This is a genomic window from Novosphingobium sp. PC22D (genome assembly GCF_002556635.1).
Lineage (GTDB): Bacteria > Pseudomonadota > Alphaproteobacteria > Sphingomonadales > Sphingomonadaceae > Novosphingobium.
Genome location: NZ_MWMO01000012.1, coordinates 133,178 through 144,460 on the forward strand (window position 1 = coordinate 133,178; position 11,283 = coordinate 144,460).

Annotated in this window: 9 protein-coding genes; 2 read left to right on the forward strand and 7 right to left on the reverse strand. The window is 64.3% G+C overall.

Annotated elements, in window-relative coordinates; all coding sequences use genetic code 11:
• Nucleotides 1–11: 11 nt before the first annotated feature.
• From B2G71_RS16990 to B2G71_RS17010, 5 genes are all read right to left on the reverse strand, one after another.
• Entirely contained in the window at nucleotides 12–404 is a 393-nt protein-coding gene (locus B2G71_RS16990) for a copper-binding protein (RefSeq protein WP_098107855.1), read from the reverse strand.
• Nucleotides 401–3,556 carry an efflux RND transporter permease subunit gene (locus B2G71_RS16995; protein WP_098107857.1) on the reverse strand — a complete coding sequence of 1,052 codons (3,156 nt, stop codon included), beginning with the start codon at nucleotides 3,554–3,556 and terminating at the stop codon, nucleotides 401–403. Before B2G71_RS16995 ends, B2G71_RS16990 begins: the two co-directional genes overlap by 4 nt.
• Complete coding sequence (locus tag B2G71_RS17000; RefSeq protein WP_098107858.1) at nucleotides 3,553–5,049, reverse strand: efflux RND transporter periplasmic adaptor subunit; 1,497 nt, start codon at nucleotides 5,047–5,049, stop codon at nucleotides 3,553–3,555. The genes B2G71_RS16995 and B2G71_RS17000 overlap by 4 nt, the downstream gene beginning before the upstream one ends.
• Nucleotides 5,046–6,275 carry a TolC family protein gene (locus B2G71_RS17005; RefSeq protein ID WP_098107860.1) on the reverse strand — a complete coding sequence of 410 codons (1,230 nt, stop codon included), beginning with the start codon at nucleotides 6,273–6,275 and terminating at the stop codon, nucleotides 5,046–5,048. The genes B2G71_RS17000 and B2G71_RS17005 overlap by 4 nt, the downstream gene beginning before the upstream one ends.
• Before the next feature lie 142 nt (nucleotides 6,276–6,417).
• Nucleotides 6,418–6,840 carry a hypothetical protein gene (locus B2G71_RS17010; RefSeq protein WP_098107862.1) on the reverse strand — a complete coding sequence of 141 codons (423 nt, stop codon included), beginning with the start codon at nucleotides 6,838–6,840 and terminating at the stop codon, nucleotides 6,418–6,420.
• A gap of 410 nt (nucleotides 6,841–7,250) precedes the next feature.
• Between B2G71_RS17010 and B2G71_RS17015 the strand changes: the two genes are divergently transcribed.
• Nucleotides 7,251–8,513 carry a site-specific integrase gene (locus B2G71_RS17015; protein WP_098107863.1) on the forward strand — a complete coding sequence of 421 codons (1,263 nt, stop codon included), beginning with the start codon at nucleotides 7,251–7,253 and terminating at the stop codon, nucleotides 8,511–8,513.
• A 167-nt stretch (nucleotides 8,514–8,680) separates the two neighbouring features.
• A complete protein-coding gene (locus B2G71_RS17020) occupies nucleotides 8,681–9,634 on the forward strand; it encodes a flavin reductase family protein (protein ID WP_098107865.1) in 954 nt (317 codons plus the stop codon).
• Here B2G71_RS17020 and B2G71_RS17025 read toward each other — a convergent pair.
• Nucleotides 9,622–10,236 carry a phenylacetic acid degradation protein PaaY gene (locus tag B2G71_RS17025; RefSeq protein WP_098107866.1) on the reverse strand — a complete coding sequence of 205 codons (615 nt, stop codon included), beginning with the start codon at nucleotides 10,234–10,236 and terminating at the stop codon, nucleotides 9,622–9,624. The two genes, B2G71_RS17020 and B2G71_RS17025, sit on opposite strands and share 13 nt — an antisense overlap.
• A gap of 48 nt (nucleotides 10,237–10,284) precedes the next feature.
• Nucleotides 10,285–11,283 (reverse strand): acyl-CoA dehydrogenase family protein (locus B2G71_RS17030; RefSeq protein WP_098107869.1); only part of this gene is annotated, 999 nt, incomplete at its 5' end.

Here is an 11,283-nt window from a genome sequence, read left to right on the forward strand (position 1 = left end):
GGGCGGGGACTTCATTGCTTTGTGATCGCGGTGACCTCGCCGCCGCCATCCTCGAGCTTGAGGTCGAACGACACCTTGTCGCCGGGCATCATGCCTTCGAGCAGCCGTGGGTCGGCATTGAACATCATCGTCATGGCCGGCCAGTTCGCCGCCGGGATCGGTTCATGATCGATCGTGACGGTGCCCTCATTCGGATCGACGGCGGTGATAATGCCCGTGCCGCTCGCCATGTCGGCCATGTGCGCCCCGTCCATCGGCATGGCGTCGCCATTGCCGTCCATCGCATCGTGCATCGCACCCATGGACTGCGACGAGCCGGCGGGGCTGTCGGGCGCATGTGCCGCCTCTTGTCCGCACGACGCGAGCAGCAGTGCCGAACCGAGGATCATCATCATGGGCTTCATAGGTCTTCTCCTTTTGAACGTGGAATGGGCGAACGCGATTTTCGCGGCGAGCGCAGCAGCAGGTAGCCAGCGGGAATGACGAACATCGACAGCAGCGGCGCGGTGATCATGCCGCCGATCATCGGCGCGGCGATGCGGCTCATGATCTCCGAACCGGCGCCGGTGCCGATCAGGATCGGGAACAGGCCAGCGAGGATCACCGCGACGGTCATCGCCTTGGGCCGCACGCGCAGCAGCGCACCTTCGCGCACCGCCGCCTCGACATCGGCGCGGGCTGGGTCGGTTCCCCGCGCGTCGAGTGCATGCTTGAGGTAGAGCAGCATCACCACGCCGAACTCCGCCGAAACGCCGGCGAGCGCGATGAAGCCCACGCCGGTCGCGACCGACTGGCTGTAGCCGAGCAGGTACAGCAGCCAGAACCCGCCGGTCAGCGCGAAAGGCAGCGTCCCCATGATGAGCGCCGCCTCGTCCCAGCGGCGGAAGATCATGTAGAGCAGCAGGAAGATGATCGCGAGCGTGGCGGGGACGACGATCTTGAGCCGCTCCATCGCGCGGCTGAGATATTCGAACTGCCCGGCATAGGCGATGCTGATGCCCGGCGGCAGTTCGACCCCGGCCGAGACCGCTTCCTGAAGATCATGCACGACCGAGGCGAGATCGCGCCCGCGCACGTCGATATAGACATAGCTGGTCGGCCGCCCGTTCTCGCTCTTGAGCATCGGCGGCCCGTCGGTGATGCGCAGCGAAGCGACTGTGCCGAGCGTGATCTGCTGCCCCGAAGGCGTCAGGATCGGCAGCGCGCGCAAGGCGTCGACATTGCCGCGCACCTCGCGCGGATAGCGCACGTTGATCGGATAGCGCGCGAGGCCTTCGACCGTGCGCCCGACATTGGCGCCGCCCACCGCGCCTGCGACGATCTGCTGCACGTCGGCGATGTTGAGGCCGTAGCGACCGGCTGTCCCGCGGTCGATGTCGACATCGACGTAGCGCCCGCCCTCGAGCCGCTCGGCGAGAGCGGAACTCACACCCGGAACGGCCTTCGCCACCGCTTCGATCCGGTGCGCGACCCGGTCGATCGCTGCCAGGTGGGCGCCCGAAACCTTGATGCCGATCGGGCTTTTGATCCCGGTCGCCAGCATGTCGATCCGGTTGCGAATCGGCGGCACCCAGATGTTGGAGAGGCCCGGCACCTTCACCACGCGATCGAGCTCGTCGACCAGCTTGTCCGGTGTCATGCCGGGTCGCCACTGGTCGCGCGGCTTGAAGCGGATGGTCGTCTCGAACATAGTGAGCGGAGCAGGATCCGTCGCGGTATCGGCGCGGCCCGCCTTGCCGAACACGCTCTCCACTTCGGGCACGCTCTTGATGAGCCGGTCGGTCCGCTGGAGGAGCTGGCCCGCCTGTGCCGCCGATATGCCGGGCAGCGCGGACGGCATGTAGAGCAGGTCGCCCTCGTTCAGCGGCGGCAGGAATTCTCCCCCCAGCTTCGCCACGGGCCATGCCGTGGTGAGGAACACCAGCACCGCCGCGACCAGCACGGCCTTGGGACGCTGCATCACCCAGTCGAGCGCCGGGCGATAGGCGCGGGTCAGTCCGCGGTTGATGGGGTTGTCCTGTTCGGAGGGAATACGCCCGCGGATGAGCCAGCCCATCAGGATCGGCACCAGCGTAATCGACAGGATCGCGGCAGCCGCCATCGAATAGGTCTTGGTGAAAGCCAGCGGCGAGAACAGCCGCCCTTCCTGCGCCTGCAGGGTAAAGACCGGCAGGAACGACAGTGTGATGATGAGCAGGCTGAAGAACAGCGCCGGCCCCACTTCGCGCGCGGCATCGGCGATGACGCGCCAGCGCGCCGTTCCTTCGAGCGGTTCGTCCGGGTGTTCGTGCGTCCAGTGTTCGATATGCTTGTGGGCATTCTCGATCATCACCACGGCGGCGTCGACCATCGCGCCCACCGCGATGGCGATCCCGCCCAGCGACATGATGTTGGCGCTCACTCCCTGAATCCGCATCACGAGGAAAGCCGCGAGCACGCCCAGGGGCAATGTCACGATCGCGACGAGCGCCGAGCGGACGTGCCAGAGGAACAGCGCGCATACCAGGGCGACGACAATGAATTCCTCGATCAGCTTGTGAGTCAGGTTCTCGACCGACGCGTCGATGAGCTGCGAGCGGTCGTAGGTGGGAACGATCTCAACGCCGGGCGGCAGGCTCTGGCGCAAGCCCGCAAGCCGGTCCTTCACCGCCGCGATGGCGCTGCGCGCATCGGCGCCCTGGCGCAGGATGACGACGCCGCCCGCGACTTCGCCTTCGCCGTTGAGGTCGGCAATGCCGCGCCGCATTTCCGGGCCGAGCCGGATCGTCGCGACCTCTCCCAGCGTCACCGGCACGCCGCCGCGCACCGTTTTCAGCGGTATGGCCCGAAAATCGTCGAGCGACTTCAGATAGCCCGAGGCGCGGACCATATATTCGGCCTCGCCCATTTCGAGCACCGAGCCGCCGACTTCCTGATTGGCGTCGCGGATCGCCGCGACCGCATCCTGGAAAGTGACACCATAGCCCGCCAGTCTGACAGGATCGAGCACGACCTGGTATTGCTTCACCATGCCGCCGATGCTGGCAACCTCGGCGATGCCCGGCACCGTCTTGAGTTCATATCGCAGGAACCAGTCTTGAATCCCGCGAAGCTGGCTGAGGTCGTGCTGGCCGGTGCGGTCGACCAGCGCATATTCGTAGATCCAGCCCACGCCGGTGGCATCGGGGCCGATCGCGCTCGTCACGCCCTCGGGAAGGCGGCCCTGCACCTGGTTGAGATATTCGAGCACGCGCGAACGCGCCCAGTAGAGGTCGGTCCCGTCCTCGAAGATCACATAGACGTAGCTGTCGCCGAAGAAGGAATAGCCGCGCACCGTCTTCGCCCCCGGAACCGAGAGCATCGTCGTCGCGAGAGGATAGGTGACCTGATCCTCGACGATCCGCGGTGCCTGTCCGGCGTAGCTCGTGCGGATCACCACCTGAACGTCGGACAGATCGGGCAAGGCGTCGATCGGCGTGGTGCGCACCGCCCAAAGTCCCGCCGCAGACAGCGCGACGGCGGCGAGCACGACGAACAGCCGGTTTGCGATCGACCAGTCGAGCAGCCGTTCGATCACTTCCCGGCCTCGCTACGCATCGTCTGGATCGTCGGCCCCTTGTCCTCCTGGCTGAAGGTGAAGCGGACCTGGTCGCCCACCTCGAAGCCGCGCGCGAGCGCGGGTTTTCCAAGCCGGAACATCATCGTCATGCCGGGCCACTGGAGCGCCGGGACCGGCTCATGCTTGAGTGTGATCCCGGCCGCGGTGATCTTGCGGATCACGCCGCGCGTCTCATAGGTCTTGATCTCCGCCGACCGCTCTGTCGGCGCCGGGCTGTCTTCGCCGCCGATCGGCCGCACGTCCACGCCCGCCAAACTGGCTTCGGAATCGATCAGGAACTGGCCCGAGGTGACGACCTTCTCGCCATCGGCGAGGCCCGCAAGGATCTCGGTCCGCCCGTCACCCGTTCGGCCGGTGCGCACTTCGGCGGGACGGTAGCGGCCGTTTTCGAGCGCGAGCATGACGATGCTGCGCTTGCCGGTCTGGATCACCGCTTCGGAAGGCACCAGCAGCGCCCGCCGCCCCTCGCCCGCGAAATCGACTTGCGCGAACAAGCCGGGCTTGAGCTTGAGACCGGGATTGGACAGTTCGATACGCACGGTCAGCGTGCGGCTTTCGTCCGCCGCCCTGGGCAGGATGGTCCTCACCCGCCCGCGCCGCGTCTCTCCGGGAAAGGCGGCGAGCGTCACGGTTACCGGCTGACCGGGAGAAACCGAGCCCGCCAGGGCTTCCGGAACCGCGGCGTCGAGCCAGACGCTGGAAAGGCCGTTGATCCGCGCCAGCGTCTGTCCGGGCGAGACGGTCATCCCCGGACGCACGTCGAGCGCGGTGATAGTGCCGCCGATCGGCGCGGTCACGGTATAGACGGTGCTGGTCCGCCGCCCTTTCTCGACGGCGGCCACGGTCGAGGCGGGCATGCCGAGCAGCAGCAGCCGCTGCCGCGCGGCCTGCGCCAGCGCGGTGTCGCCGGTGCCGAGCGCCGCCAGATATTCCTGCTGCGCGCCGCCCCAGTCGGGCACGAGCAGATCGACGATCGGCGCCCCGGCGCGGATCAGGTCGTCGGGCGCGCGGGAATAGGCGCGCTGCACAAAGCCGCCGGCGCGTGGCTGGACGATGGCGACGTCGCGTTCGTTGAAGGCGATGACGCCGGTCGCGCTGATCGCGCCGCCCAGCGTTCCCCTCTGCACGGTCGCCGTGCGCATGCCGAGGCTCTGCGTCAGCGCCGGATCGATCCGCATGCCGGCATCGCCCGCCGCTTCGTCGGCGTATTTGGGTACGAGCTGCATGTCCATGAACGGCGACTTGCCCGGCTTGTCGAAGTGTTGGCCCGGCATCATCGGGTCGTACCAGTAGAGCACTTCGCGCCCGCCGTCGGCTGCGCTCGGCGTCTCGACGGAGGGGCCGGTCAGCCCCGCAAGGCCGAACCCGGCGGCGCCCGCCACGAGCGCGAGGGCGGCCGCACCCACCCACAGGCGAGTGCGCGGCGCGGCAAGGAAGGAAAGTCGGGTCATCGTGCATCACCCCCGAATGTCAGAAGAAGGACCGCCGCCTGGCGCGTGACCCGCGCCTCACGGTCGAGGACGTCAAGCTGCGTCTCTGCCAGCGCCGTTTCGGCCGAGATCACATCGAGCAGGCCCGCGCGCCCGGCACCGTAACTGGCGGTTTCCAGATCGGCCTCCTGCCGGGCAAGCGGCAGCAGCGTATCCTGCGCCCGGCGCCATTGCGCGACCTGCATGGCATGAGTCGCAAGCCCGCGCTCCAACTCGGCGGCCAGCGCGCGCCTTGTATCCTCGCGCTGCGCCCGGGCCGCCGAAAGGTCCGCCTCGGCGGCCGCAATGCGTGGGTTCTGGCGCTTTCCCGGGAACAGCGGCAAGGTCATGCTGGCCCCCACCGAGACGACATTGCCATAATCGGGATCGCGATGGCCGAAAGACAGGCTCACGCCCCAGTCCGGACGCTTCCCCGCGCGCGCCATCTCGGCGTCGGCCTGCGCCGTCTCGATCCCGGCATCGGCCGCGCGCAGGCGCGGATTGCTCTCGATCGCAAGGCGCAACTCGGCCGGATCGAAGGCGAATGCCGGCACCCCTCCGCGCGCGTGCGGAGCATCATCACCCGTCCAGCGCGCCAGCATGGCCCGCGCCTGCGCCTGCTCGGCAAGGACCACGCTGCGCCGGTCTTCCAGTCCGGCGATTGCCTGGCGGATACGCAGGCTCTGCCCCGGCCGGGCGCTGCCGGAAGCAACGCCTGCCCTGGCAGCAGGGACCAGATGCCCGAGCCGCCCCAGCACGACGTCGATCGCCGCCAGCCGCCTGTCGGCATAGGCGAGATCGATCCATGCCGTCGCGGCGGCAACCGTCACGTCGAGCCGTGTCACCGCCGACCGCGCCAGGGCCAGCCCCGTCGCGGCATCGGCGGCGGCCTCGCTGGCGTGGCGCTTGGCGAGATTGGGAATGTCCTGCTGCAAGCCGATGCGCTGGGCGGTCATCATCGAGCCGTCGAGCGTGAAGGCGGGCGGCCCCGAGACGGGAAGATTGTCGAGACCGAGCGAGAGCCGCGGATCGGGCAGTTGCCCGGCGGCGGCGGCGCTCGCCTCGCTTGCCGAGACCCGCGCAGCGCTGGCCTCGATCATCGGGGCACTGGCGCGCGCCTGATCGAGCGCCTGCTCGAATGTCAGCGGACCCGCCAGCGCCGGGCACGCCGTTCCTGCCAGAAGCGGCAGGGCCATGAGTAATCGCATGAGAAGTCCTGTCCCGTCGCGCGCCGCCGGGTCGGGGGTCGCGCGGACACCTGATCGGACACGACACGGCGACCGGCGCAACCGCGCCGACCTGGCGTCGGCGCGAGTCGCACGTGCCGCCGAATCACATCCGGCGTATGGTTCAGGCGGACAGGATGGGAGGTTCCGTCATGGGGGGTGCGGCAAGCCCGCTCAACTCTGCCGTGCGGACGGCACGATGCTGCTGCGCGATCACGGACGGTGCCGGCGAAAGCGATGCCGTATCCGGGAGAAGAAGCGCCGAACCCGATGCAATCGTCAGGCAATGGCCGAGATCATGGCACGTCTTGCCGTGATGTCCCGCCGGGGGGCAATCGTCGCAATCCGTTATCGGTCCCGATGCGGTCGCCGCATGATGCATCGGACCCTGCTTCCCGTCCGCATCCATCGCATGCCGCTGCACGCCCGCCATGTGGCCGCAACCCGGCATCGCCGCCGCCTCGATACGATGCGCGGACGCGATGCTCTGGCCCAAAAGGCCGAGCATCGCGCTTAACGCAATGAGACAGGCGATCAGTCGCGACATATCCGACGTCTTATACGCCGAATGGCGATCACAGTCTTGTTGAAAATCAAAACCGAGGGCGCTTCCTGCCAGGGCTGGCGATTCCAGACCCACACCACTCGCGGAAATCTTCCACGCAGATCCGGCGCTATCCGACTTGCAATCTGTTACCTGGGTCGGCACCCAGATTGGGGCCCGGACCGATTTGAAACGGACCAGCCCTAAATTATCTTGTTGTATTTCGATGATTTTATGGTGAGCCCTGCTGGGTTCGAACCAGCGACCTACTGATTAAAAGTTGCAGTGGCCTTGTCCGGAGAGTTCCATAAACATCTATTACATAACAGTTATTTGATCAGCGGGGCCCAATGAGTTCTTGATTTGTTCAAGAGTATCCGGCACAATATGTTACCTTAGGTAACAGGTGGATCATGGGTAAGAAGGTCGGTCTGACAGATCCTCAAATCGCGAGCCTGCGTCCTCCAAAGAGCGGCCAGGAGGAATACCCGGACCATGTGATTAAAGGCCTCAGGTTGCGCATTGGTGCGAGCGGCGTCAAGACTTACATTCTGCGAAAGCGCTGCAATGGCCGCCTGCTCAATCTGACGCTCGGTAGGCATTCCCTCCGGTTCAAACTTGCAGATGCACGGAAGAAGGCTCGCGATCTGCTCGTCGATATCGATCTGGGTAAGGATGTGGCGAAGAAGGCCGGCGAGAAGCGCAAATACTCCTCCGGCGTCGCGACGGTGAAGGATCTGGTCGAGACGTACCTCGAGCAGGAAGTGAGAGGGAAAAAGCGGAGTGCGGGAGAGATCGAGCGATCTTTCAACGTGTATATCCTCCCCGAGATCGGCAGCCGGATCGCATACACTATTACTCGTCGCGACGTGACCGAACTCAACGAGAAAGTTGCTTTCGGCGGAGCACGGCCAACGCCAGTCCAGGCGCGCAACGTGCACCGCTACCTCTCGTCGTTCTTCACATGGGCCCTACCCCGGCTCGATGCCATCCCCGCCCATCCCTGCCGCGATGCCTGGTACCCCAAGCCGCCCGAAGCCAGAGACCGTGTCCTGACGGATAGGGAACTGGCAGCGCTGTGGCACTCAGCGTGCGACGAAGGATATCCTTTCGGCAATTTCGTACAGCTCCTGATCCTGACGGGACAGCGGCGTGGCGAAGTGCTTGGTGCGGCGCTCGACGAGATTGCAATCCCGGAACGAATCTGGACGATCCCCGGTGAAAGGGCCAAGAACGGCAAAGCCAACATTGTCCCGCTCTCGCCACAGGCTTTGACGGTCGTCGAGTCAGCCGTGGCCGCGGCAGCTCTGGATACTTACGATCCTTTGCACAGACGACGGCTGGTCTTCGCGTCCGAGACAACCGCCGAAAACACTGTGAGCGGCATCACGAGGGCATGGAACCGAATCCGAAAGCGCGCCGACGGGATCATGGGCTTCGAAACTAGCCACTACCGCATACATGACATCCGCAGGACAGTCGCCACCGGGCTTCAGCGGATCGGCATTCCGCTCGTCGTGAGCGAAGCCGTCCTCAACCATCAGTCTGGTTCGACCAAGATCGGTGTAGCCGCAGTTTATCACCATCACAAATTCACCGAGGAGAAGCGGGAGGCGCTATGCACGTGGGGAATCGAAATGGAAAAAATTGCTAGAAATTTCTCGCTCACGGACTGAGCAATTTGGCCACCAGTCCAGGGGCGCATCTCGCGCCAAATGCAGCCGGTCGAAATATGTTCCTGAACCTATCGCTGGGAAGGGTGTGCAATTAAGAGCTACTCGTAGCTAGCACACAACACACTTTGTGAAGGACGAAGGAGCCGCAAGGCGGAACGCGAGCGATAATGAAAGCAAAATTATTGAGAGAGGCACTCGGCAACTTCGTGACCGGTGTGACGATCGTTACGACAAGCTACGACGGTCGAGATATAGGCCTCACAGCTAATAGCTTCAATTCAGTATCGCTTGATCCGCCACTCGTGCTTTGGAGTCTGGCGAAAAAATCTTCGAACATCGACGCGTTCATGAATGTCGACGCCTTCGTGGTTCATATTCTTGGTGCCGATCAGGAATCGCTGTCGAACAAGTTCGCCACGCGCAGCATCGACAAGTTCGAAGGCGTGGACTTCGAGAGAGGCATTGATGGAGTTCCGCTCTTACGCGACTGCGCTGCGCGCTTCGAATGCCGGACGGCCTATCGCTATGATGGGGGCGATCACATCATATTCGTCGGCGAAGTGCTCGATCTTGAACATTCCGAGAAGGAGCCGCTGCTTTTTCACCGCGGCAAGTACGCGCGCAAGACCTACCCGGGCGGTGAAAGCGGTCCAAACCGGCGCGACCTGAACTATCTCATCGCCCGCGCATATTTCATGTTGACCAACGAGGTGCGTCTGGAGGCCGCTGGGCTGGGTCTGTCACCGGTCGACCACTACGCCTTCTCCGTCATAATGCAGGGCGGCCCAGCCACGATCGAGGATGTCAATGCCATGCTTGGCGCGTCGGGCTGGCACTGGACCGAGAACGATATCCAAAGGCTGGCAAGCAGCGGTTATATCGAATTGGACGAGGAATCTCGTCTATCCCTCACCAAGGCGGGCCGCGAGCCCATGATCGGTTTGTTCGCGAAGGCGAAGGCCCGCGAGGCAGATGCGCAGAGCGCTTTTTCCGCCGATCAGCTCGATCAGTTGCGTTCGCTGCTGTCGCAGCTACTCGACACGCTTGAAACCAACGGCGAAAATGGCTCGACCCCTCATCTTGAAGTGATGCACGCCTTGCAGGCCGATCAGGACAACTGATCGCGAGGCGAGCTCGCCAATTCAACGGGCTGCGCCGCTATCCTCGTCCGCTTCCTGTCGGCTTCGACCTGCGACAGTGGGTCGGTTTCGCGCAGGCTGGACAGAGCTTCGAACGTCAGGCGCTGATAGTCGCCATTTCCATCGTTCCGCCATGAGATTTCTTCCGGCGACAAGGTGCGAACCAGTTGCGCCGGAACCCCCATCAGCAAGCTGCGCGCCTTTGCGGTCATGCCGTGGGGAACCAGCGACATGGCCGCGATCAGGCATTCCGCACCCAGAACCGCTGAATCGAGAACGACCGAGTTGATTCCGACAAGACAGTTCTCGCCGATTTCGCAGCCGTGGATGACGGCGCCGTGCGCGATCGTGGCGCCGCGCCCGATGACCGTATCGCGCTCGGTGGACACGTGCACCGTGGCGTTGTCTTGAATGCTGCAATCGGGCTCCACGATGATCCGCCCAAAATCGGCCCGCAAGCTTGCGCCCGGTCCGATGTAGCACCCGGGCCCCACGATCACGTCGCCGATCAGCGACGCCAGAGGATGGAGATAGCTGCCGGGGCCTAGCACCGGCCGAACGCCCTGGAATTCATAACAAGGCATATCGCCTCCGCCTTCCCGTCGCGAAGCGAAATCGGTCGTGAACCCGCGTCAGTTCATCTTCCGCTCGTCCAGGCCAATTCCGCGACCGATGATTTCCAGCATGATCTCACTAGTGCCTGCAAAAATGCGGCTGATGCGCGCATCGGTGTACATGCGGCTGATGCGGTATTCTTCCATGTATCCCGCACCGCCATGCATCTGCACGCAGATGTCCATGACCCGGCCTTCCAGCTCGCTGGTCAGCAGCTTTGCGGCGGACGCATCTTCGGCAGTGAGCGACTTGTCGTTGAGCAACATCACGCACTGGTCGACATAGGTCTGCGCCATGTCGAGTTCGGCGCGCATCTGGGCCATCTTGAACCGCGTGTTCTGAAATGCGCCGATCGGCTTTCCGAAAGCACGCCTTTCCTTCACATAATCGAGCGTGAGATCGAAAGCCGTCTGTGCGGTGGCCATGAAGCCGATGGCCGCGATCAGCCGTTCCTGCGCCAGCATCTGGGCAAGGTACTTGAAACCCTGCCCGGCCTCCCCGATCAAGTTCGCCTTGGGCACCTTCACATCGTTGAAGAACAGCTCCGCAGTATCCTGCGACTTCAGCCCCATCTTGTCGAGCTTGCGGCCCCGTTCGAACCCTTCCATGCCCCGTTCGACAAGGAACAGGCTGATGCCGTGCGGCCTGTCGGGATCGGTACGGGCAGCGACCACGATCAGATCGCCGAGTATGCCGTTGGAGATGTAGGTCTTGGCCCCGTTCAAGACCCAGTGATCGCCGTTTTCGACCGCACGGGTCTTCATTCCGGCAAGGTCGCTGCCGGTGGACGGTTCGGTCATGGCCACCGCCAGGATCGTCTCGCCCGACACGATTCCGGGCATGAAGCGATCCCGCTGCTCATCGTTGCACAGCTTGTGGATGTAGGGCGCGACAAGATCGTTATGCAGGTTGATATAGAACCCGATGTCGCCGTAGCGCGTCGTCCGTGAACAATGCGATTTTGGCTCTGGGACGGCGCAGGGCCATTCGCGGCGGGCTGTGGCGAGCTGTTGTGG

Excerpts from the sequence above, each read along its gene's own strand:
- B2G71_RS17005 (WP_098107860.1), bottom strand. The coding sequence starts at position 6,275 with ATGCGATTACTCATGGCCCTGCCGCTTCTGGCAGGAACGGCGTGCCCG.
- B2G71_RS17015 (WP_098107863.1), top strand. The coding sequence starts at position 7,251 with ATGGGTAAGAAGGTCGGTCTGACAGATCCTCAAATCGCGAGCCTGCGT.
- B2G71_RS17020 (WP_098107865.1), top strand. The coding sequence starts at position 8,681 with ATGAAAGCAAAATTATTGAGAGAGGCACTCGGCAACTTCGTGACCGGT.
- B2G71_RS17025 (WP_098107866.1), bottom strand. The coding sequence starts at position 10,236 with ATGCCTTGTTATGAATTCCAGGGCGTTCGGCCGGTGCTAGGCCCCGGC.
- B2G71_RS16990 (WP_098107855.1), bottom strand. The coding sequence starts at position 404 with ATGAAGCCCATGATGATGATCCTCGGTTCGGCACTGCTGCTCGCGTCG.
- B2G71_RS17010 (WP_098107862.1), bottom strand. The coding sequence starts at position 6,840 with ATGTCGCGACTGATCGCCTGTCTCATTGCGTTAAGCGCGATGCTCGGC.
- B2G71_RS17000 (WP_098107858.1), bottom strand. The coding sequence starts at position 5,049 with ATGACCCGACTTTCCTTCCTTGCCGCGCCGCGCACTCGCCTGTGGGTG.